A 24,311-nucleotide genomic window follows, 5' to 3' on the forward strand; every position below is an offset into this window, starting at 1 on the left:
TCATGTAAGCAGTAATCTCACCTTATTAAAACCAATTTCTGGGGGGATTATTAAAAATGTAGGAATGTTTTTGTTAAATGGAGAATTGTAAGGGGTGTATATAAAAGGAGGCGTTAGAGGTTGGAAACATACGATTGGAACAGTAAACTAGCGTATTTAAAAAATACGAGAGATTTATATTACAATAGCGATTATGTAAGTTTTCTAGTGAATTCAGTTTGGAAGATTTCTGAGCCAGTCCATGTTGTTGATTATGGTTGTGGATATGGTTATTTAGGCTTATTATTAATGCCTTTACTTCCAGAAGGATCAAAGTATACAGGCATTGATAGTGGAGAAACATTATTAGCCGAAGCGAGAGAGTTGTTTCGTTTACTTCCGTACGAGTCAGAATTTCTGGAGGGAGATGCTATAGAAATTGAATTGAACGATACATATGATATAGCAATTTGTCATGCCTTCTTATTACATATGAGTTCACCAAAAACGATGCTACAAAAAATGATTCATTCAGTTAAAAGTGGCGGGAAAATAATCTGTGTTGAACCACATTGGATATCAAATATGTCTTCATACACTTTGGATGGAGAGAACCAATCGGAAATTATCCAGCTAGGCATTTTGCAGAATTTATTTGAAAATGATACGCAAAGAAATGGTAAAGATGGCAATATAGGCATGAAAATACCGATATATTTAAGTGAATTAGGTGTGAAAAATATTGAATGTAGAGTAAGCGATAAAGTGAACTTTTTAGATTCAAATATGCATCACAATGATAAAAACGATTTGTATCAATCATTAAAAGAAGAGGGGATTGCAGGTGATCCGGGTGATAAGCAACAATTTGTAGAACGTTTAATGGCTAAAGGATTAACATATGATGATGCGCTAGCTCAATATGAAGCTGAACTACGATTTTTTAAAATATTTCATGTGCATTCTTCTTTAGTATACGCTCCGAATATGAAAATTACATTTGGTGACATAGTATGTTAAAAGTCATGATATATAAGGATTGTCGTTTAATGTCGATATATTTGAATTATCGCTGATATAATTTTATGTACTGATTTCAGCTTCTACAAGATAAAAAACCGCATGTTACGTTATTCCATATAATCAAACAAAATACAGAGAAAAACAATCATTTTTACTATATTTTGTTATAAATTTGAATAATATTAATTAATACCATCCATTATAAGAGATTTTAGTTGAATACATACTATATGGTGTGTAAAATCTAAGCAAGTAGCAGTATAAATATAAATTCGAGGTGAATGCATGCTAGATTTTAAGCAGTTAGAAACTTGTTTAAAAGACAAGAGATTTGTAGATGGATTACAGGAAATAAATAATGAAATTGCATATATAAAAGAAACGAATACTTTATCCTATGTGAAGAATTGGCTTGCCAATATTACTTCGCATAAGGAGTTCGATATATTAATTCGCCTTACTGATGAAGGGCTTATGCACCAATACAGTTCATTCCTCATTCGTTACGCTTATAAAAAATTCCCAAATATGAGAACGCTCTCTTTATATTGTGATGAGTTAATTGATGAGCGGAAAATTCTTGAAGCAGAGCAGTTGTTAAAATCTTCTTTAGAAGAGTTAAGTAAAGAAGAAATAGATGCAGATTTTTTAGCGAAAACATATTTTACATTAGTACGATGTCTTTTAGAAATGAAAAGAAATGAAGAAGCGCTAATGTATATGCAAAAAGCAGAGGAGTACAGTACGCGCGTAGTGTTTGATAAATGGGGCTACGTTTATATGCATACAGGCGAATGGGAGAAAGCGGAAGAACAACTTATTGCTGGCATGCAGCATGAAGATTGTGAAGAGTTATCTACCTATTTATTATCACAATTGTATGCAAATAAAGGAGAACAAAAACGTGCGATACAGTTAATTAATGATGCGATTGTAAAGTTCCCACAAGTACCATATTTTCATTTTGAGAAGGTAAAGTATTTATTAGATTTAGAGCAATATGAAGAGATGTTAGCGGTAATAGATAACATAAATACTCAGCTGCCATATCATGCTTATAACACTTACTTTGTACATTTACGTGCAGAAGCGCTGTACAAAATGAATAAATTTGCAGATTTACAAAAGCTATTAAAAGAAGAAAAGAGTTTAAAAGAATCTTTATATCATAATTTAGAAAAAAATCCGGATGGAAAAAAGGTTCACTTGCCGATAGTTCCTATTGTACAAAAGGATAATTATTGTGTTCCGACAAGTTTAGAGATGATGTTGCGTATATGGGGAGAGACACGTACACAAGATGAAATAGCAGAGTTTATTTTTAATATGACAGGATCGAAGTTTTCAGATACTGTTTCTTATTTAGAAGAATTAGGTTATGAATATCGTTATTTTAAAGGGAATGAAGAGAATTATAAGAGACTAATTGATGAAGGAATTCCTGTTTTATTAAGTATAGATATTGAGCATGCTTCACACGTACAAGTTCTATTTGGATATGATGATACATTGCAAGCTTTCTATGTTCAAGATCCAAACTTTATAGAACCAGTTCTTGTAGAATATAGTAAATTACAAGAAAAATATCGTTATACAGGCTGTTTAGCAATCACGTTTGTTCCGAAAGAAAAGAAGGCGCAACTAGCGTTTCTAAGTGAGGAAGAAAATCGTTATTTTAAATCTATTTTTTCTCTTACGGATCATTTAGATGAACATGACAAAGAGGGAATTAGTAACTTAGTACAATTTTTAAAAGAAACGAGCGATAATCCAAATACGTGGCTATATACGATAAAGCACTTAGATGTTGAAGTAGATAAAGAATTTATTTTATATTGTATCGATAAGTTAATGGAAAAGTTTCCGAACTCGGACTTTGTTAAATTGCATGGTGCACAGTGTTTTATTCGTCTTCAGGAAGTAGAGAAAGCGGAGCAAATGCTGACAAGCGTTGAGAAGAAAAATAATCGTGCATTATATCATTTGATAAATGGAAGATATGCTTTTGAGCAGGAAAGTTATATAGAAGCGATTTCAAGCTTTCGTTCATCGTTACAATTAGACGCAGATCAGCCTATTGCTTGGAGTTTTCTCGCTTTATCCTATATGTATATTGATCAATCTGAAAAAGCATTGCAATACTCTCAAGTTGCGTTAGAGCGCAGTCCTGAAAGGTTCACTTTAACGAATCACGGTTTAATATTAATAGATTTAGAAAGATATGAAGAAGCATATGAAATCTTTAATGACTTGTTAAAAGAGTATAAATATGAAGCACATGTATGGTATGAACGAGCGAGATGTGCACATCAACTAGGAAAATTATATTTAGCAATAAAAGGGCTTAAAGTAGCGATTCTTTTGGATAGTAATGCACCTTACATTTATACGAAACTTTCGGAAATATACGAATCTGATTTGAAGGATGAGGAAAGTACGAAAGAAATTTTATTAAACGGTATTGAGAATTGTGATGATAAAGCACCTCTTTACGTAAAATTAGGTGACTATCATTTTCAAAATGATAGCTTGGAAGAAGCAGAAGTATTGTATAAGCGTGCTTTAGAAGAAAATGATGAGGATGTTTATTCTCACTTCGGACTTACACAAGTGTATATGGCAAGAGAACAATATAAGGAAGCAAAAGAATATATTCTTGGTCTTGAGAAGCAAATTGAAAAGAGCCAAGATTTCCTCATGAATGCAGGAATGGTTTTATGGGATGCTGAAATTGAACTTGGTGGAAATGAAGAAGGATTTAAAGTAGCGCTATCTAAGTTAGAAAATGGTATAAAGAAAAGTGATTATAATGTAGCAAGTGCGTTAGATGAATATGTGAATCGAATTAAAGGAACGGAATTTGTACAACGAGGTATAGCGTTTTTAAGAACGTTACACAAAGAAAGAAATGAAGTAAGTGAGTACGGTTGTTATGCAGGTATTTTATATGAATCTATTGGACAGTATGGCCAAGCGATGAAAAGATATAATAAGGCGATAGAACAAAAGGACACGGCATTACCGTATTACCGAATTGGTGAAACACTTATGGCATTAGGGCAATTGACGGAAGCAAAACAAGCGTATGAAACATGTTTAGAGCTTGATGGGAATTTCGTAGGTGTACATTTACAGCTTGCGGAAATATACGAAAAAGAAGAAAACCGTTCTAAAGAACAAAGTCATATGGTTCAGGCGATGAAGGAAGAGCCATTGCATATTAATATGGAATATTTGGCACAGCTTTCAGTAGATATGAATCTTCAGGAAGAATTGCTGACGGAACTAGAACAATTAGCGGACGAAGTACCTGAAATATGGCGTTTAGATGCGATTGCATATGTGTACGGAGCGATGAATGAAATAGATAAAGAACAAGAACAGATTGAATACGCGCTACAATTAGATGGTGAGCATATAGAAGTTCTATATCATTATGCAAAAGTATTAGTGAAAAAAAGAAATGTAAAAGCAATTGAAGTTGCAATGAAAGTAATACAAAAAGATTTTGATAATGAACGTATATTTGATGTTTATGTAAAAGCAGTAGAGCAACATAAAAAATTGTCTAACATACGAGATTTTCTTCATACGTTAAAGGTGAAAAAAGCAGAAAGAAGTACAGCATTCATGTATGCTGCAGCTGCGGTTACGGAAATATGGATTGAACGGCAGCTGCATGAACAGCCAAAACGATCTATCATTACGAGAGCTTTTTATCGTATGAAAAATCGTGCGAAAGAAATTTCAATGGTTACTATGATAATTGATTTATATGAAATCTCTTTAAAGTTAAATCCGAAAAATAGTATGGCAGCACAGCGATTTGCGCTATTTTATGAGAATGTAGAGATGAATAAAGAAGCAATAGAGATTCTTCACACGTCACTAGAAAATAGATGGGATTATGAAGTAGCGAAGCAACTTGTAAATCTTTTCATTGAGTGCGAGGAAGAAGATATGTTAAGAGATGCTTTGGAATTAACGAAGCAAATGGTTCGAGAACTACCAGATGATTATGATACTCTTCTTCTGCAAGCACAAGTATTCTTTAAAGAAGGGGAAGAAAGAAAAGCAGAAAAGATTACCTTACAATTAACGGAGCAAACACCATTCGTAAGTAGAGCATTTCTTGCTTTAGGAGAAATGTATCAAAGTCAAGAAAGGTTTGAAGAGGCAATTCATGTATTAGAAAATGCTTCTATAAATCATCCAAATGAAACAGCAATTCTCCTTTCTTTAGCGTCTTCATATCATGGTGCCGGCCAAACACTAAAGGCAGAAAAAATAGCAAATGAAGTATTAACAATGGATGCAAATGATTTGTTAGCAAGATATGATCGTGCTTGTTATTTAGCACAGTTAAATAGAAATGAAGAGGCGAAGGAAGAGCTTGAAATTGTCCTTCGTGAGGATGAATCGGGATTCTTTGCTGAACTTATTGAGGATGATGAAAATTTAGCAGCATTGCGAGAATTTGAAAAGTAATTGTATAAGAATAGGGGAAAAGATAAGGATATATTTTGAATTAGTTGACAATTAGTTATCAAATGGCATAAAATAACTTTTAACAAAGTATACAAATCTGAAGACGAGAAAGAGTAAAATAGTGAACTGTTCTCCAGAGAGCCGGTATATTGCTGAAAGCCGGTGGGCAGACGTTATTTGAAAATCATCTCCGAGGAGCCGAGGCTGAAAGTGAGTAAGCCCGGACGGATGTCTACCGTTACAAAGAACACGTATGATAGTACGTTGCTAAGCGCTATTAGTGAAAAAGCTAATAGAATTAGGGTGGTAACGCGGGTAAACCCGTCCCTACTTCATAGGGACGGGTTTTTTGTGTGCTTTTAAAACATTCAAAGGAGTGATTGTAGATGAAGAAAGTAGATGTAAAAGAGTCAGCTGTAGGGAGAGAAACACGTATTCGTAAGCAGTGGAACGAACAAAGCATTTTTGAACAATCAATTCAGAATCGAGAAGGCGCGCAATCGTTTGTGTTTTATGAAGGACCACCAACGGCGAACGGTTTACCACACGTCGGCCATGCACTTGGTCGGGCAATTAAAGATTTAGTAGCAAGATATAAAACGATGGCTGGTTATAAAGTAGTAAGAAAAGCAGGATGGGATACACATGGTTTACCTGTAGAACTAGGTGTTGAGAAGCAACTTGGTATTTCTGGTAAACATGAGATCGAAGAATATGGCATTGAACCATTTATTCAAAAGTGTAAAGAGAGTGTTTTCACATATGAAAAGCAGTGGCGTGAATTCACTGAAAGTATTGGTTATTGGGTAGATATGGATGATCCATATGTAACTTTAAAGAATCCATATATCGAAAGTGTATGGCATATTTTGGGGACAATCCATGAAAAAGGATTGTTATATAAAGGACATAGAGTTTCACCATACTGTCCAAGCTGCCAAACCTCATTGAGCTCACATGAGGTTGCACAAGGGTATAAAACAGTAAAAGATTTAAGTGCAACTGTGAAGTTTAAAGTGAAAGATAGTGAAAATGAGTATTTCTTAGGTTGGACAACAACGCCTTGGACACTTCCAGCAAACGTAGCGCTTGCTGTACATCCAAATATGGAATATGTTAAAGCAAAACAAGAAAGTCATGTATACATTGTTGCGAAAGAACGTGTACAAGAAGTATTAAAAGAAAACTATGAAGTATTATCTGTTCATAAAGGCGAAGAATTATTAAACACATCTTATACAGCGCCATTTCCGATGAAAGAAGTTACAAATGGTTATCGCGTTATCGCAGCAGATTTTGTAACGGCAGATAGTGGTACAGGACTTGTTCATATTGCTCCAGCATATGGAGAGGACGATTATAGAGTTGTTCAAAGTGAAGGATTGTCATTCTTGCACGTTGTAGATGAAAAAGGTGAGTATACAGAAGCGGTACCATTTTTGAAAGGTAAATTTGTAAAAGATTGTGACGTTGACATTGTTCGTTATTTAGCGAAAGAAGGTTTGCTATATCATAAAGAAAAATATGAACATAGCTACCCACATTGCTGGCGTTGTGATTCACCACTACTTTATTATGCAGGAGAAAGTTGGTTAATCCGAACAACTGCAATTAAAGATACATTTTTACAAAATAATGATTCAGTTACTTGGTATCCGGATCATATGAAACATGGACGATTTGGTAAGTTTTTAGAAAATATGGTGGACTGGAATATTAGCCGAAATAGATATTGGGGAACGCCATTAAACGTGTGGGAATGTGAAAGTTGTGATCATCAGTTTGCGCCGAAAAGCATTGCCGAATTAAGAAAGCATAGTACGAAAGAAACACCGGAAGATTTAGAATTGCATAAGCCTTATGTAGATGAAGTTCAAGTCCGCTGCGAAAAATGCGGAGGCACAATGAATCGTACACCAGAAGTGATTGATGTTTGGTTTGATAGTGGTTCTATGCCATTTGCACAATATCATTACCCATTTGAAAATAAAGAGTTATTTGAAGAGCAGTTTCCAGCGGATGTTATTGCAGAAGGAATTGATCAAACACGCGGCTGGTTTTATAGTTTATTAGCAGTATCAGCACTATATACAGGAAAAGTACCGTATAAACGAGTGTTATCACTAGGGCATGTTTTAGATGAAGAAGGGCAGAAAATGTCTAAAAGCAAAGGAAATGCACTAGATCCAGTTGATTTAGTAGATAAGTTTGGTGCAGATGCGCTAAGATGGGCTTTACTTGTTGATAGTGCCCCGTGGAATGCGAAGCGTTTTTCTGAAAGAACAGTACTGGAAGCGAAATCTAAATTTGTAGATACATTAGTCAATGTGTATAGCTTCTACGTTTTATATGCAAATTTAGATGAGTATAACCCGAAAGAAACGTATGATGTAAGGCGTACGAAATTAGACGAATGGGTATTATCAAGATTGCATAGTACAACGAAAAAAGTGAGAACAGCACTTGATGATTATCAATTTACGAATGCAGCTCGTGAAATTGCAGCACTTGTAGATGAAGTGAGTAACTGGTATGTAAGACGCTCACGTAATCGTTTCTGGGAATCTGGTATGAACGCTGAAAAAGCTGCTGCGTATGAGACACTTCATGAAGTACTTGTAACAATTAGTAAATTAATTGCACCATTCACACCGTTTGTCGCGGAAGACATTCATCTTAATTTAGAAGGAAGTAGCGTTCATTTAGCTGATTATCCAGTTGTAAATGAATCACTACTTCAGCCGAAATTAGAAGCGGAAATGGATGCTGTTTTACAAGTTGTTGAACTTGGAAGAAGTAACCGTAATCAGCATTCTTTAAAAGTAAAACAGCCGCTAGCAGAACTTGTATTACTTGAGCATAACGAGAATGATATGGATTGGGAATCTTATCGTGATATCGTTATGGATGAGTTAAATGTAAAAGCGTTCCATGTTGAACTCGATGAAACAAAATACACATCATATCAATTGAAGCTCAATTTTAAAACAGCGGGGCCGAAATTCGGTAAAAATGTGAATGCAGTGAATGGTTGGCTAAAACAATTATCACAAGAAGAAGTACAAAACTTTGTATCAACAGAAAGAGCAGTTTACGAAGCAACACCAGGAGAAGAAGTAGTTGTAACTGCTGAAGATGTGTTAGTTGAGAAAGTTGCAAAATCAGGATTCTCTAACACGACTAACGGACAATATACGGTTATGTTAGATACGAATGTAACAGAAGAATTGTTACAAGAAGGAGTAGCGCGTGAATTCATTCGTGCGGTTCAAGAATATCGTAAACAGTTGAATTTACCAGTTAATTTACGAGTCGATGTTATTCTCGATACAGAAGAAGAACTACAACGAACGTTAACGAACCATAAAGATTTATTGGAAGAAAACTTACTCGTTAAACAATTTACATTTGGTCACTTAACGAACGAAGACGATGAACTTTCTTTAGGTGAAACAAAATTTAGAATTAAATTAAGTGCAGCTAATTAAAGAAAAAAGGAAGTTGGAATGATTCCAACTTCCTTTTTCGTATGGAGGTAAATTAACTAGCTAATTTCCTCATAATCCATTCGATAGGTCCTCTAGAAAATTTCTTTCTCCATAATACGCTAAACAAAATACTGAAAATGAAAAATACAGTAGTAAATAATAAAACGAAAAGTAGTGTTTGATGTTCCATTCTATTGAATAGAATTAATGTCCCGATCCCGATAAATACATGACTTACATAATGAGTTAATGTTAATTGACCTGTTTGTATAATGGAAGTAACAAACCAATTATTTTCATATTTTTCAGTGATATAGAGGCAAAGTATCAATATAGCAATAGCAGATCCTGTTGCAGATAAAATGTACAATACATTTGGTAAAATGGGTCCTGTATTAAACAAAAATGTAGCAGCTGCTTTGCCAATGTGTGGAATGAAGTAGTACGTGAGCCCTTTTGATAAAAGTTCTATCAGTATGGTGAATGTAATACCGAGCAAGAGCAACCTATCTCTAATCTTTTTATTATGAAGATCTAATCTGCCAATTATCATACCGATTAAGAAGAATGAAAACCATGGGAAAAAAGGGTGATAACCATTAAAGAATAAATTGCGAAGAAAACCGTTAACTGTCCAGAAGTCTACATAGTTTATAAATGGAGTAGGGCCTCCCCAACCTTCGAAAGCATTGAAAGTAAGCTGAAGAGATTGTGCCAAGAGTAGGATAATAATAGATAAGAAGAGTAATGCTTTTTTTCGGACTGTAATGAGTAAGGCAGCAACGAAAAGGTAAACACCATAGTAGTGTAATATATCCCCAGTCCACTCCATTACGTATAAAAGTAATCCTAAAATAAATAAGAATAGTGCCCGTTTCCATATGATCTTTCGGCTATTAGAAATTTTTATTTTTTCATTTCTAGCAACAGAGGATCTAGTCATTAAAGATATTCCAATTCCAGCAAGTATAACAAACAAGGCAGAAGCTCTACCTTCAAAAAGTGACATGAAGGTTATTAAAAATGGGGGACCATTTCCTTCTGCACCTGTTATCACCATAAAATTAACAAGCAGCATACCAAACATCGCCAAGGCCCTAGCAAAGTCTAAGCCGATAATTCGTTTTTTAGTATTCAATTCAATCCCTTCTTTCAAAAATACTGTTTACAGCTTCCATCCATATTTGTCTATAATCTATATCCACATGTAACATCATAAAATTCCCGACATTATCAAGCACTAATGCTAACATATGAGCTTTTGAAACTAGATTTTTATTTTCAATTAATTGCAGCTCATTTGCTTTTGTAAGGAGTGATTCAAACCCTTGTAAATATTCTGTTTGCACAGTTAGTAATCGATCTTTGTACATATCATTTCTTGAAGATAGTAATACATATTCTTGCAACACACGATTAAAATAAGGATCGTTCTGCTGTTCATCAATTATTTTGAATCCAATTTCAATGCATTTCTCAATAAAATTTTCTTTCGTAAACTCTTCTGTATGGAAGAAGGAAGAAAACTGCATCGCAGCACATAATTCTGTGAAAATACATTCGATTAATGCATCTTTAGATTTAAAGTAATAATAAATGGACGGTTTAGCAATTCCGACTTCTTCAGCAATCATTGAATAAGTCGTTTTGGTAATACCATGTCCGGCAAACAGTCGATAGCTTGCTTCCATAATTGAAGAGAGTGTTTCTGCACTTTTGCTCATAATAAAGCCTCCTAAAAAAGGTTATATAAATCGTATCATTCATTAATATTTTTTTCAACCTACCGTTAGGTAAAAAAGTGGCCTGTTTTTTACAAAGTCATTTAAAAAGTTTAAGAGTTAAGGAATTGCTTTAGAAATATATTTCTAAAATATTGTGTTCACTTTACACATAAATATTGAGAAAATTTCACTTACCCTAAATGGAAAGGTAATAGAAGTGTCCATAGAGAATTACTCGTAGATTCAATTTTTATCCCCCCATTTTGTGGGGAATGATTGCCGAGTGGTAATGGGATAAGGTTGAGCTACTTTATTAGGGGGAGTGGTTCTATGTTTAATAAAAAAATGGTGGCAATGGCAATGACTGTACCGTTAGTAATGGGGACGATTTCTACGGTTTCGGCATTGGAAAAACAACAGCAAGTAAAGTTAGAAGCTTATTCGCCACAGAAAAAAGCAACTGAATATTTAAAAGAAAATGCTGCGCAGTATGGATTGAAAACAGACCTTTCAGACTTGCAATATATTTCTACAACAGAAACGTCAGTAGCTTCATATGTTAGGTTCCAACAAGTTGTTAATGGTGCACCTGTATTTTCAAAACAAATAACAGTTACGCTTAACGGAGAGGGAAAGGGAGTACTCGCTGTTTCTGATTATCAGCCTGTTACAGGTGTGAAGGAAGTAACGACAAAAATTAGTGAAAAAGATGCAATACAAAAATCAATGGCGTATGTTGGAGAAGCAAGTGAGCAAAATTTATGGGCTCCTACAGATAAAGAGTTCGGATATATTGTTGAAGAAGGAATTGCTCGTCCAGTATATAAAGTTGTAGTCCATTCTAATAGTCCATTTGGTGCATGGGAAACATTTATTGATGCAGAAAATGGAAAGTTAATTAAAAAGGTTGATATAAACCGAAAAGCTGAAGGATCAGGAAAAGTATTTTTACCTAACCCAGTCGTATCTAGCGGTAGTAAAGTAGGCTTAAAAGATAATAACGATGCAGATTCAACAGCTCTAACGAACCAACTGAAAACTGTTACGTTAAAAGGTTTAGATGGAACAGGATTTTTAATTGGAGAATATGTAACGATTTCTTCAAAAGCGAAAACAAAATCTATGAATTTACAATTTAACTATACACGCGCAAATGATAGCTTTGAAGATGTTATGTCGTACTATCATATCGACACATTGCAACGTTACATTCAAAGTCTAGGTTTTAAAAATATTAATAACCGTTCGATAAAAGTGAATGTTAATGGTACAACTGATGATAACTCATTCTATTCTCCATCAACAAAAGCTTTAACTTTCGGTACTGGCGGTGTTGATGATGCAGAAGATGCTGGTATTATCGCACATGAATATGGGCATTCGATTCAAGATAACCAAGTTCCTGGCTTTGGTAGTTCAGCAGAAGGTGGAGCGATGGGAGAAGGATTTGGCGACTTCTTAGGTGCTACATATGAAGATGCAGTATCGACTACTGGATATGGTAAAGCATGTGTTGGAGAATGGGATGCGACAGCTTATTCTAGTTCAGATCCAACATGCTTACGCCGATTAGATACGAATAAAGTATATCCGAAAGATATAACGAATGAAGTGCATGATGATGGTGAAATTTGGGCTCAAGGTCAATACGAAATGGCACAAGCTTTTGGCCGTGATGTAGCAACAAAAATCATTTTACAATCACACTGGTCATTAACACCAAACTCTAAATTCAGTGATGGAGCGAAAGCGATTAAGCAAGCAGATGCTCTTTTATATGGCGGACAACATGCTGCTGATATCGATCGCATTTGGGCAGCGAGAGGCATTAGTACGAATTAATATAAAAAGTCGTGGCATTTATAAGCCACGACTTTTTAATTTGCTTACGAACTGGTACTAGTAAATAAAGCTATATCAATGATAGTGTGAATATATCCGGATCCCATTTACTTTTTAGCTTCTTTAAAAACAAAATGCTCTTTAAATTTTCTAGATTCAACTTTTTGACCATTTCGCATCGATCGGAATGGGTGCTCTTGCCATGTAATAATAACATCAACTTCATCTGCTTTTGTAGCAACAGGTAAATTAGCGTGTTCAAATCCAGTTTTTCCACTTGCTAAACGACTTTCCTTTAGGGAAAAGAGTTCATATTTCGTTTTCTTATTTGGTTCGTTGCGGAATACTTCGACGTTTACGTTATATACCTCACTATTCCCAACATTCTTTACTGAAAAATGATATGTTTGAAATTCATCTTTTTTAGCTTGAAGCATATTCTTGTTTGTTTTTTTCGGTTTATCAATATTCACTTGCCATTGATCAGAGTTTTGAGAGATTGGTAAAGATTTTGGTGAATAGGCGTATGTTTCGTTTACTACAATTAGGCAAAACAATAGGAGAAAGAAACTAATTGCTTTTTGCATATACACACCTCGCTATAAAATTTTTTATTAATATGCGTAAATGAATTGGGTTTTATGTAAAAAATGGAAAAATGTTAGAGGTGTAATTTCGAATTTGATACATAAGAATATGTATTACAAAATTAACTTTTCACACTTTAGAAGAATTTAGGAGTTAGAAAATCAGAATGTTTCAAAAAAGGCTTGCATTTTATAAAGCAAGGAGTTAGAATACTCTGTAAATATAAAAAGTGATGATTAGGAAAAGTACATGGTGCAAAGGTCTACAGAGAGCAGCCGGTTGCTGGGAAGGTTGCGATACCGCATGATGGAAAGACACCTGTGAGTGTTGCTTTGAACGTGATTATTAGTAAAAGCAAACGGTACCTACCGTTATCAGGGCTAAGATGGTCAGTATGACAATTTGGGTGGTACCGCGGAAAAAAATCCGTCCCTATTTATAGGGGCGGATTTTTGTATTCTTTGAAAGGGGGTGAGTGACCGTGGATGATGACGATGACAACAATAACGTAAATAAATATAAAATTACTGGAGGGAAAAATAATGGATTCAATAATGAAGCGTTCACTCACAAAAGAATGTACAAAGCAAAGTGGAAAGGTTGTATTACTTCAAGGATGGGTAAAAAAAATTCGGCACCTTGGAAATGTTAGTTTTTTATTATTACGGGACAGAACAGGAGTAATTCAATGTGTATTAGAAAATGAATTGGCCGGATATAAAGTTGATGTAGAAAGTGTTGTTCATGTAATTGGTGAAATAGTCGAGACGTCGAAAACAGAATTGGGTGTTGAAGTACTTGCTCATGAAGTGAAAGTAATAAACGGTGCAGAACCACTTCCATTTGAAATAAATAAAAAGAAGTTACAAGTTGGCTTAGATCAACTACTTAATGAGCGGGTACTCTCATTAAGACATGAGCGAACCGCAGCGATTTTTAAAGTGAAATCTACACTCGTTCAGAGCTTTAGTGAATTTCTTATAGAGAACGATTTCATACGTATATTTACTCCGAAAATTGTTTCGCAAGGGGCAGAAGGAGGAGCAAATGTTTTTAAGCTTCCATACTTCCAAAAAGAAGCTTATTTAGCACAATCACCACAGTTCTATAAGCAAATGATGGTGGCTGGGGGACTAGAACGTGTTTTTGAAATTGCACCTGTATATAGAGCGGAACATCATAATTCTTCCCGTCATTTGAATGAATATATATCGTTAGACGTAGAACTTGGTTTTATTCATGATTTTTATGAAGTGATGCAACTAGAAACGGATGTTTTACAATATATGTTTCAACAAGTAGCAAAAAAATGTGAACTAGAACTACAACTATTACAAATAGAAGTACCTGTTATTACTGAAATACCTAAAATTACATTGTTAGAAGCACAAGAAATTTTGAAAAGTAAGTATCGTAAAGAATCTCCTGTAGGGGATTTAGATACAGAAGGTGAAAAGTTACTAGGGAAATATGTAAAGGAAACATATAATAGTGAATTTGTTTTCATTACACATTATCCGAAAGAAGCGAGACCGATGTATACGATGCAAAATAAAGAGAATCCAGCTATTACTGATTCATTCGACTTATTATATAAAGGGTTAGAAATAACGTCAGGGGCACAGCGAATTCATAATTATGAAATGTTACTCGCTTCGTTTAAAGAAAAAGGATTACACCCAGAGAAATTTCAATCTTATTTAAATACATTCCGATACGGTTGTCCTCCGCATGGAGGTTTCGGAATTGGGTTAGAAAGGATTGTATATAAACTATTAGAATTAACAAATGTACGAGAGGCGAGTGCTTTTCCGAGAGATTGTACTCGTCTTATACCATAATATTAAAACCCTTCTATGAATATAGAAGGGTTTTGTATATTTAAACATAAGTTAAAGAGAAGAAAAATGTCATTTTGTGTGAAAATATGTAAATTATATCGAGAACATTTTATAATAAATTGAGAAAAAGAAAATTCATAAGTTATAATGAAATGTGAATATAAAAAAAGTTCATATAATAATGTATGGAAGGGTATGAAACATGTTATATCAAACTCAAGCAACACAACAAACACCAGCTTATATAATCTATCTTCTTGATGTAAGCGCATCAATGAATCAAATGATGGATGTAGAGGGAGAAGAAAAAAGGAGAATTGACATTGTAACGGATGCTCTTTCTTTAGCGATTCGCCAAATGGTATTTCGTTCGACAAAAGGTAGTCGATTGCTTCCAAGATATAAGTTATCTATTTTAGCTTATAGCGATCAAGTTTTTGATCTTTTGGGTGGGGTGAAAACAATAGATGAGGTAGCAAGACTACGTCCACTAGAAAAAATTCAAACGCATCGCTTAACTGATACAGCAAAGGCTTTCTCTGTAGTGGAGAAGTTATTGCAAAAGGAATTACCGAATTTACAAGACGGGCCAGCTCCTGTTGTTTGTCATATGACAGATGGTGCTTCAACTGGCGAAGATCCAGAATCAATTGTGCGAAGAATTATGAATATGTCTGTACCTGATGGAAATGTACTAATTGAAAATATCTTTATTTCGGATGAAATTATGCAAGAACAAATTACTAGTATAAAGAAGTGGGAAGGGATTATGCCACATACAGAAATTACGGATGAATATGGTGCAAAGTTGCAACGACTTTCCTCTCCTATCCCTCAAAGTTATCGTGAGATGATGACTGAGTATGGTTTTCATATTGGGGATGGTGCAGTGATGATGTTTCCAGGTACAAATGCAGATTTAGTATCACTTGGATTTCAAATGTCTGCTGCAACGCCGGTTCGATAGGAGGGAGAAAAATAGTGAAGTATATCCTGTCGCAAGAAAAAGAAACAGTATTACAAGAGAAGAAAGGTGAACATTTTACATATCGATATAGTTACGTAAGAGCTAAAGAAACGCAAGACTTAAATGAGAGTGGACAAGATTTTCTTATATTTCAAGATAATGGGACTAGTATTACCTTTGCATTATGTGATGGTGTAGGAATGTCTTTTCATGGTGAAATCGCTGCGAAATTTCTTGGTATGAAATTATTAAATTTATTTGAAACATTGAAGGAAAAGAATATTTCTATTCTATTAAATGAAGAGTTGGAAAAGTGGAAAGAAGAAGCAGCAGAGGAAGTGAGGGTATTTCAATTGCCAGAAGAAACACCATGGTTACTTCTCGATGTTTTGGAAGAAAAGAGGAGAAAAGGTAGTGAAGCTATGTTCATTGCTGGGAAAATAGAGCTCATTCCAAATCAAGACGAAGTAGATGTAACGATAGTTACACATGGCGATTCTTTTGTACAATTGTTCCAAAATCAGAAAAAGTGCTTAAATGAATTGAATTTTGAGAGAAGTGTAGGGAAAAGATGGTCTACACATCATGGTATTATTGGTGGTGAATTGGATGTTTTTTCAAAGAAGTTATCTAGAGAAGAAGTAAATAGAATTGTAATTCATTCAGATGGACTTATGTCGCTTATGCAGTATAACTTTGAGGAAGTCTTACAAAAAATCGAGAGGGCACAGTGCTCACCGACGAGCGATGATATTTCGTTTTTAGATATTTCTTGGTAAGAATACAACGGAAAGGTGAATATACGTGGAAGAGATTATTGTGACGTACATAAAACAATCAAATGAAGAAATAGATATTGCGATCCCAAATGATGTGAAAGTAATACAAATTATTGAAGCAATTTTACATCACGAAAAAATAGATGAAACATTAAGTGAAATTTACGAAATTAGAGTGACAAAGGATAAAGAAGAGTGGCATTCTATTCGAAATGACGAGACTTTGAGAGATAATGATGTTTGGGATGGACAATATGTAATGCTAAATAAAAAAGGGGCGATTATCCCTTCTTTTGAAATGTTACCGGCAGAAGAAGTTAATAATGAACCTGTTAAACAAGGTATATCTTCTAGTGAAGAAGATTATGTATGGGAAATCATTGAGTAATAGTTTTGAATGGGGAAGGAGAAATGCTTTGTGCAAAAATCACCATATTTTCAGCGCTCTCCGCGTGTGAAAGTAGATATACCAACAGGGGATGTTATTATTCATGATCCGCCAAATATACCAGAAGAACCTAAATTTTCTATTGAAACAATGTTATTACCAGCGATGATGACAATTTTAACATTGATATTGTATTTTGTGATGATGAAATTTATGAAGATGAATGCAAGTTATATGCCACTTATGATGGTTTCGAGTATTCCAATGTTAGGATCGTATGCAATTACAACGATGGGGCATTTCCGTAAAAAGAAAGAACATAGGCAAATGGTGGAGCAGTTACAACAAAGATATTTGGAGCAAATTCAAAAGCATCGAGTGGAGTTAGATACGTTAAAGGTTGAACAAGCGAAATATTTAATAACACAAAATCCAAGTCCACTAAAGAGTGTACAAAGAATTGAAAATCGAGAAAGTAATTTATGGGAGCGAACACCTGAAAGCCCAGACTTTTTAGATATCCGTATTGGAACAGGTGAGAGACCATTTTATGTTGAATTGAAAGTGCCTGAACAGCAAGGTTATGAGGAAAATCCATTAATCACAGAAGCACAAAATGTGAAAAGAGATTTTAATACAATCCCTAATGGGCATATTTCAATATCATTGAAAAAAAATGATGTAATTGGTGTGGTTGGCAATAAAGAAGATCGATTGAACTTCACTCGAATTGTAACGACGCAAATTATGACACATCACGCTCCAAATGAAGTGAAAATAGCAGCCTTCTATCATGAGAAGGAGAAGAAAGAATGGGATTGGATGAGGTGGATTCCTCATGTGTGGGATGAGCAGAGAAGCATGCGTTTTTTATCTGAGAATCAACAAGAAGCGCAGAAATTAGCTGAAGCGTTGTTCACACCACTTAATATGCGTAGAATTTATAATTCCTCTGCACAGGTAGATGCGAAAATACCTTTAATCCCAATGTATGTTTTTTTCTTATCCGCGAGAGAATTTTTAGAAGATGATCCTATACTTCCAATGTTACTTAGAGAAGGGGAAAGTGTCGGAGCATCTACATTTATATTTGCAGAACAGAGAGAACGATTGCCGATGGAATGTGATCTTGTTATTAGCTTAAACGGAGAAAATGGTGAGTTAGTAGAAACATTTTCAAGCTCAGCTGAAAATAGCGGGACAACGCGTGCTAGTTTTAAAGTAGATCGACTTTCATTTGAACGATGCGAATCAGGTGCGCGAAGTATTGCTCCTATTCGAATGAAAAGTTCTACAGCGGCTAACATACCGAAAGTATTAACTTTTTTAGATTTGTTCCAAGTGAAAAAAATGGAAGAGTTACAGGTGCTAGAGAGATGGAATAAAAATCGATATCCGACTTCATTGCCGGTTCCAATAGGTGTAAGAGAAGGAAGTAAACCTGTGTTTCTAAATATTCACGATAAAATTGAGAAGAAAGGACATGGTCCGCATGGTTTAATGGCTGGTACAACAGGTTCAGGGAAAAGTGAAGTGATCCAGTCTATTATAGCAGCGTTAGCGGCTACCTATCATCCTCATGAGATGGCATTTATGCTTATCGATTATAAGGGTGGCGGAATGTCAAACACGTTTGCAGGATTACCACATATTATCGCATCTATTACAAACTTAGAAGATCCGAACTTAATCGAGCGTGCAAGAATATCATTAAAGGCGGAATTAGAGAGAAGACAAAAATTGTTTATTCAGGCTGGAAATGTTCAACATTTAGATGAATATTATGAAACAAGCTGGCGTGAAAAAGAACCTTTGCCACATTTATTTATTGTCATTGATGAGTTTGCTCAAATGAAAAAGGAACAACCAGAATTTATGGACGAACTAATTAGTGTTGCTGCAATAGGAAGGACATTAGGAGTTCACTTATTATTAGCTACACAAAAACCTTCAGGGGTTGTAAATGATAAGATTTGGAGTAACTCACGTTTTCGAATTTGTTTACGTGTACAAGATGACGCCGATAGTCGTGAAATGTTAAAAATTCCAGATGCCTCTAAAATTAATGTACCGGGAAGAGGTTATTTACAGGTTGGAAGTAATGAAATATTGGAATTGTTCCAATCTGCATGGAGTGGAGCACCTTATAATCCAGATGAAGAGAAAGTTCTTGCTGTTGTTGATTTTACAGAAGTTAAGCTTTCGGGTGAAAGAATAAAAGTGAAAAAGCGCCCAAAACCAATGACAAATAGTCCAAAGCAATTACAAGCGTTTATTCACTATATACAGAACGTATCGGAGAAAGAAAATATTAAAGCATTGCCAGGGCCGTGGTTGGCACCTTTACCAGAAAAATTATTATTAAAAGAGTTTTATGAAATGGAAAATTGGACTGCTGATGTATGGAATAAGGAGAAAGAAAATTTACAAATTACGGTTGGATTAATTGATGATGTCGGAAATCAAGCGCAGTATCCTTTAAAGCTCGATTTACAAGAAGGCCATTTAAATATATATGGTATGCCAGGAACAGGAAAAACAACGATGTTACAAACGATCATTATGTCCCTAGCAGTATCTCATACACCAGCTGAAGTGAATTTTTATATTATTGATTTTGGACGTATGTTTTTAGATTTTAGAGATTTACCTCATGTAGGCGGGATTGTACAAGAGGACGAATATGAAAAAATGAAACGTTTATTTGGTTTTTTGAAGAAAGAAATTACAGAAAGAAAAGAGAGTTTTTCTAACATCGGCGCAAAGTCATTTTCTATGTATAATCGAATGGTCGGAAAGAAAGTTCCTGCTATTGTTGTAATGGTAGATGGTTATATAAGATTTAAAAATGAATTCGAAAAAGAGAATGAAATATTGGAAATGTTATTACGAGAATCAAGCACATACGGCGTGTACTTTTATTTCTCGCTTAATCAAACAATTGATATGTTTGATCGTGTTCGTAATAATATACCGATGGCAATTACATTTGAATTGCAAGATAGAACTGAATATCATAGTTTAGTTGGTAGACCTAATTTCCCATTAATCGAAGTTCCTGCTGGTCGTGGGTTAATGAAAGGACAACCGCCTGAATTGTTCCAAGCAGCATTGCCGTTTATTGGTGAAAGTGAATTAGAATATTCACAGCAGTTAAAAACGATTATTCAAACAATGAGCAGTGAATGGAATGGTGAAAAAGCAAGAGAGATTCCAATGGTTCCTAAAGAAATATTTGTAGAAGATTTAGTTGAGCGATTAAAACCAGCTCAAATTTCTGCAGGAGTTGAAACAGACGATATTCGTTTACAAAGTTTTTCATTGGACGAAATGAATCATATATTTATCGGTGGAAGAATAGAAGGTGGGAAAACATCATTATTACAAACACTTCTGTTCTCTACTGCTTATCAATATTCTCCGGATGAAGTCGAATTATACTTAGTAGATTTTGGTGAAAGACCTACAGGTATTTTAGCTCTTGGAGATTTGCCTCATGTAGAGAAGAGGTTTACAGATGGTATACAATTAAAAGAAATGTTAGATGATTTGCTAGAAGTAATAAATAATAGAAAAGTAGTTATGCCATCTTTAGATTCAAAAGAAGAAGTGGAAATGCCATATAAGAAAATAATTATTGCAATTGATGATATTGATCAAATGTTAGCGATATTATCTAACGACTTTGATTCGAAAAATAAAATGGAACAAATAGTTCAAAATTGTAAAAATAAAGGGATTCATTTTGTTGTGGCCGCTACAACGTCTAGTGTAAATAGCTATTCTCATGAAAAATGGTTTACAGAAATTAGAAAGAGAAGTTTTGGTTATTTATTAGGTACGACTCAAAATAGTGATGTCTATTTCTTTAATATAAAGCTTCCACATACTGAGATGGATCGAGAATTATCTAGTGGGGATGGATATTGTATACGTAGAAAGCCAATGAAAATAAAATGTGCATATACACCACCACATTTACTTTACAAAATGACAAATAAAATTATTGTGAAATGGTCAGAATTAAAGGTTAAATAATATTAAAAAAGGGTTAAATTACAAGAAAATAGAATTTTTTTGTAATTTACCCCTTTTAAAATTGTTCGAATATAGTTTATAATCTAATTGTTGTATCATTTAAGAATTGAAAGGGGAAATATATACAATGGCAGAAATTAAAATTACACCAGAAGAACTTGAGCGAATTGCTAGTAACTTTACAAACGCAGCTGGGGAAGCTCAAAACCAAATTAATAGACTTGAAGGCGACATTAATAGTTTAGAAGGACAATGGGCTGGGGCAACACAAGCGAAGTTCCGAGGCGAATTTGCTCAATCTAAACAAGCGATGCAACAATACATTCCAATTTTAGAAGGTATTTCATCAGAATTAAAACGTATTTCTGATAAATTCCGTAACACAGATAACGCATATTAATAATAGAACAATTGCAAAAGACCAGGAGCTGTTGTTCCTGGTCTTTTCTTTAAAAATTGTCATATGAGAGTAAGGGGATAAAATGGGATTCCGACCAGAAGTAGGAGAAAAAATTATTTTTAATAAAGATGTTTATCGTTTTGAGAAACATCCAGCAGTTATTGGGATTGAAATGCCATATGGGCAAGAGGGAAGACAAGGAACAGTTTATCAATTACAACATGAAAATGGTGTGGAACGAATTGCGTTAAAAGTTTTTAAAGAGCGCTATCGTGATGAAAAACATCAACTAGCATTTTTAAAGCCACTTTCATCCTTAGCTGGTCTTAAAGTATGCTCACGCTATATCGTTACTACAGAAGAACATACATCTGCTATCGAAAAATCAGAAGATCTTGCTAATAGTATTGTAATGCCTTGGATTGAAGGGCCAACTTGGGCTGATATTTTACAAGAACAACGAGTGTTATCAAAAGAACAATGTTTCTTTATTGCAGAAGCATTTCTTACAACACTTAAAATGATGGAGGAAAATGAGGTTGCTCATAATGATCTATCATCCAGTAATGTACTCATACCTTTTTTAAGTGAAAATCCAATTGAAGGCCAACATTATATTGAACTTGTTGATGTTGAGCAAATGTATGGACCAAAAAGTAAAAGACCTTCATTATTGCCAGCAGGTTCAGCGGGTTATGCACCAGTGTATTTGGAAAATGGGATATGGCAAAAAGAAGCCGACCGTTTTGCTGGCGCCATTTTATTAGGTGAAGTATTAAGTTGGTGTAGTGAGGAAATTCGAAATAACAAATGGACGGATGCCAGTTACTTTAAAACGGAAGAAATGCAGACGGAATGTGAAAGATATACGTTACTTCAGCAAGAATTGCATAATCAATGGAATGGGGAAATCGCACAGTTATTTAATCAAGCATGGAATAGTAACACTTTCGCAGAATGTCCAAGCTTTGCACAATGGTACGATGTATTTCATAGTGCAAGAGAAATAGTAAAAATTGATGCAAAAAGGCAGTCAGAAGAAGAACACTCTCTTTTTGTATCGAAATGTTTGGAAATTGCAAGATTATTAGAAGAGAGAGGATTTAAACAAGCGGCATTATATGAATATAAAACAATTTTTAATTCACTCAATCCATCAACAGCTCTAAAACAAGAACTCGCATATATTATTCAACTACTAGATAATCAAGAATCTGAAATAAATCAAAAAAAAGTGCTGCAAAGTTATGTGGAACTAGCTACTGAATTGGAGCGAGAAAATAATAAAGAATATGCTTGTTTCGTCTATTCACGAATCGTACAATTTCCAAACATTGATCATGCGTTAAAAAAGGAAATTGAAAGCATTATTAAAGAGATAAAAGAAGAAAAAGAGCCACCAATGCCAGAAATAGCAGCTACAATCACAGTTCCAAATAGCATTTTACAGAGCCGTAAACAAACAAAAAAACAAGTTGAATATGATATAGATGATGAAATTTTAAATGCAAAAGCATCGAATCAACCTCTTACATTAACGCATGAACAAAAAGAACCGTCCGCCTTCTCAATATGGTGGAACAAGAATAAAAAACGGGTTTTGATTATTGGCTCAATTGTAGTAGTTGTTATAGGTGGTTCAACACTATTTTACTTTTATACAACAAATGCTAAATACCAAAAATTTATGGGACAAGCACGCCAAGCCTATCATGATAAAAAATATATAAAAGCAGAAGAAGCTGTTGGTCATGCGATCGCAGTGAAAGGAAAAGATGAAGCTCATCTTCAGCTAGCAACGATTTACATTGCTGAAGGGAAAAATAAAATTGCAATCGACTACCTTACAAAATTAATAAAAGATAGAGAAATAGATAAAGAAAATAATGAAGCAGCATATCTATTAGCTTCAGCGAATTTCCGTATAGGAAAATATCAAGAAGCAGTTCCGAATTTCGAACAAGCATTAGCGAATAATGCAAAAGGAATTGAACCATATAAAAAAGATGCGATGCGAGATTTAGCTGTAAGTCATATGAAAATGAAAGAATTTGAAAAAGCAGAAGATGTTATTGTCAAAATGAGTACGAAAACAAATGAAGATAAGGCAATTGTTTCATATTTAAAAGGACAACTAGCAACTGCAATTGTGCAATTAGATAAAGCAGAATCTTTCTTTAAGGAAGCCATTATGGAAGATTCAAAGAATGCTATATATGCAATTGAACTTTCGAATTTATATGTACTTTGGAATAAAACAAATTTAATTGATAGTGCAAAAAAAGAAGTGAATTATCAACAAGCATCGCAAGTATTACAAGCTGCAATTCAAAAAGATACGAAAAATATAGAGTTACTAAATCAATTAGGAATTGTATATTATGAAGCTGGTCAATTTTATGAAACACGAGATGGCGGAAAAAGTAATGCGGCGTATCAACAAGCGTTAGAGGCTTACAATAGAGTTGTTAACAACGGGACTCGTGACACAAATACGCTTGTGAATATAGGGATTTTATACGACAAAGTGGGACAAGGAAATGAAGCAGAGAAATTTTTCACGGAAGCATATTCACAAAATGATGAAGATCCGCATGTGAATTTTGCATTCGGGATGTTTAAAATTAAACAAAAAAAATATGAAGAAGCGAGTCGTTTCTTAAGAAAAACGGTACAAGCAAATGAAAATGAAACTGAAGTAAGAGCAGCACAAGAAAAACTAACAGAGATGAAAACAAACGGCTGGATTCAATAAAGATGTGAAAA

14 protein-coding genes and 2 other annotated features are annotated in these 24,311 nt (G+C 34.4%); of the genes, 11 read left to right on the top strand and 3 right to left on the bottom strand.

Features of this window, described 5'->3' with window-relative positions; translation table 11 throughout:
- Positions 1–120 precede the first annotated feature (120 nt).
- From AC1Q8M_RS06785 to ileS, 3 genes are all read left to right on the top strand, one after another.
- Positions 121–999, top strand: coding sequence for a class I SAM-dependent methyltransferase (locus AC1Q8M_RS06785; protein ID WP_098360830.1), 879 nt, complete (start codon positions 121–123; stop codon positions 997–999).
- 288 nt (positions 1,000–1,287) lie between these two features.
- Positions 1,288–5,490 (top strand): bacteriocin-processing peptidase family protein, encoded by a 4,203-nt coding sequence (locus AC1Q8M_RS06790; RefSeq protein WP_098365936.1) that lies wholly within the window; start codon positions 1,288–1,290, stop codon positions 5,488–5,490.
- A 91-nt stretch (positions 5,491–5,581) separates the two neighbouring features.
- Positions 5,582–5,822: a binding site (T-box leader), on the top strand.
- A 54-nt stretch (positions 5,823–5,876) separates the two neighbouring features.
- Positions 5,877–8,978, top strand: coding sequence for an isoleucine--tRNA ligase (ileS, locus tag AC1Q8M_RS06795; protein WP_098360832.1), 3,102 nt, complete (start codon positions 5,877–5,879; stop codon positions 8,976–8,978).
- A 52-nt stretch (positions 8,979–9,030) separates the two neighbouring features.
- Here ileS and AC1Q8M_RS06800 read toward each other — a convergent pair whose 3' ends face one another.
- A complete protein-coding gene (locus AC1Q8M_RS06800) occupies positions 9,031–10,116 on the bottom strand; it encodes a DUF418 domain-containing protein (RefSeq protein WP_141505484.1) in 1,086 nt (361 codons plus the stop codon).
- Between the two features lies 1 nt (position 10,117).
- A complete protein-coding gene (locus tag AC1Q8M_RS06805; protein ID WP_016512885.1) occupies positions 10,118–10,702 on the bottom strand; it encodes a TetR/AcrR family transcriptional regulator in 585 nt (194 codons plus the stop codon).
- A 330-nt stretch (positions 10,703–11,032) separates the two neighbouring features.
- On the opposite strand from AC1Q8M_RS06805, the gene AC1Q8M_RS06810 reads away from it, so the two are divergent.
- Entirely contained in the window at positions 11,033–12,544 is a 1,512-nt protein-coding gene (locus tag AC1Q8M_RS06810; protein WP_098360833.1) for a M36 family metallopeptidase, read from the top strand.
- 107 nt (positions 12,545–12,651) lie between these two features.
- Here AC1Q8M_RS06810 and AC1Q8M_RS06815 read toward each other — a convergent pair whose 3' ends face one another.
- On the bottom strand, positions 12,652–13,131 hold the full coding sequence (locus AC1Q8M_RS06815; RefSeq protein ID WP_001167912.1) for a YozF family protein: 480 nt from the start codon (positions 13,129–13,131) through the stop codon (positions 12,652–12,654).
- Between the two features lie 224 nt (positions 13,132–13,355).
- Positions 13,356–13,569, top strand: a binding site (T-box leader).
- A gap of 105 nt (positions 13,570–13,674) precedes the next feature.
- Here AC1Q8M_RS06815 and aspS point away from each other — a divergent pair.
- From aspS to AC1Q8M_RS06850, 7 genes are all read left to right on the top strand, one after another.
- Positions 13,675–14,973: an aspartate--tRNA(Asn) ligase gene (aspS, locus tag AC1Q8M_RS06820; RefSeq protein WP_000377348.1), complete on the top strand. Its 1,299-nt coding sequence runs from the start codon at positions 13,675–13,677 to the stop codon at positions 14,971–14,973.
- Positions 14,974–15,175: 202 nt separating this feature from the next.
- The gene (locus tag AC1Q8M_RS06825) at positions 15,176–15,940 is read left to right on the top strand and encodes a vWA domain-containing protein (RefSeq protein WP_098855555.1); all 765 of its coding nucleotides are present in this window, start codon (positions 15,176–15,178) and stop codon (positions 15,938–15,940) included.
- Between the two features lie 11 nt (positions 15,941–15,951).
- Positions 15,952–16,719, top strand: coding sequence for a hypothetical protein (locus AC1Q8M_RS06830; protein WP_098255407.1), 768 nt, complete (start codon positions 15,952–15,954; stop codon positions 16,717–16,719).
- A gap of 25 nt (positions 16,720–16,744) precedes the next feature.
- Positions 16,745–17,107, top strand: a complete 363-nt coding sequence (locus tag AC1Q8M_RS06835) for a ubiquitin family protein (RefSeq protein WP_098855554.1) — start codon at positions 16,745–16,747, stop codon at positions 17,105–17,107.
- Between the two features lie 30 nt (positions 17,108–17,137).
- Positions 17,138–21,145 carry a type VII secretion protein EssC gene (gene essC, locus AC1Q8M_RS06840; RefSeq protein ID WP_140155656.1) on the top strand — a complete coding sequence of 1,336 codons (4,008 nt, stop codon included), beginning with the start codon at positions 17,138–17,140 and terminating at the stop codon, positions 21,143–21,145.
- Between the two features lie 127 nt (positions 21,146–21,272).
- Positions 21,273–21,545 carry a WXG100 family type VII secretion target gene (locus tag AC1Q8M_RS06845; protein WP_053564631.1) on the top strand — a complete coding sequence of 91 codons (273 nt, stop codon included), beginning with the start codon at positions 21,273–21,275 and terminating at the stop codon, positions 21,543–21,545.
- 82 nt (positions 21,546–21,627) lie between these two features.
- Positions 21,628–24,300 (top strand): tetratricopeptide repeat protein, encoded by a 2,673-nt coding sequence (locus tag AC1Q8M_RS06850; protein ID WP_098855553.1) that lies wholly within the window; start codon positions 21,628–21,630, stop codon positions 24,298–24,300.
- Positions 24,301–24,311: the final 11 nt, after the last annotated feature.

The organism is Bacillus sp. GW823-FHT06A10, assembly GCF_058795375.1.

Coding starts and splice junctions, on each gene's coding strand:
- AC1Q8M_RS06790 (WP_098365936.1), top strand. CDS start 1,288: ATGCTAGATTTTAAGCAGTTAGAAACTTGTTTAAAAGACAAGAGATTT.
- ileS (WP_098360832.1), top strand. CDS start 5,877: ATGAAGAAAGTAGATGTAAAAGAGTCAGCTGTAGGGAGAGAAACACGT.
- AC1Q8M_RS06805 (WP_016512885.1), bottom strand. CDS start 10,702: ATGAGCAAAAGTGCAGAAACACTCTCTTCAATTATGGAAGCAAGCTAT.
- AC1Q8M_RS06810 (WP_098360833.1), top strand. CDS start 11,033: ATGTTTAATAAAAAAATGGTGGCAATGGCAATGACTGTACCGTTAGTA.
- AC1Q8M_RS06815 (WP_001167912.1), bottom strand. CDS start 13,131: ATGCAAAAAGCAATTAGTTTCTTTCTCCTATTGTTTTGCCTAATTGTA.
- aspS (WP_000377348.1), top strand. CDS start 13,675: ATGGATTCAATAATGAAGCGTTCACTCACAAAAGAATGTACAAAGCAA.
- AC1Q8M_RS06825 (WP_098855555.1), top strand. CDS start 15,176: ATGTTATATCAAACTCAAGCAACACAACAAACACCAGCTTATATAATC.
- AC1Q8M_RS06845 (WP_053564631.1), top strand. CDS start 21,273: ATGGCAGAAATTAAAATTACACCAGAAGAACTTGAGCGAATTGCTAGT.
- AC1Q8M_RS06850 (WP_098855553.1), top strand. CDS start 21,628: ATGGGATTCCGACCAGAAGTAGGAGAAAAAATTATTTTTAATAAAGAT.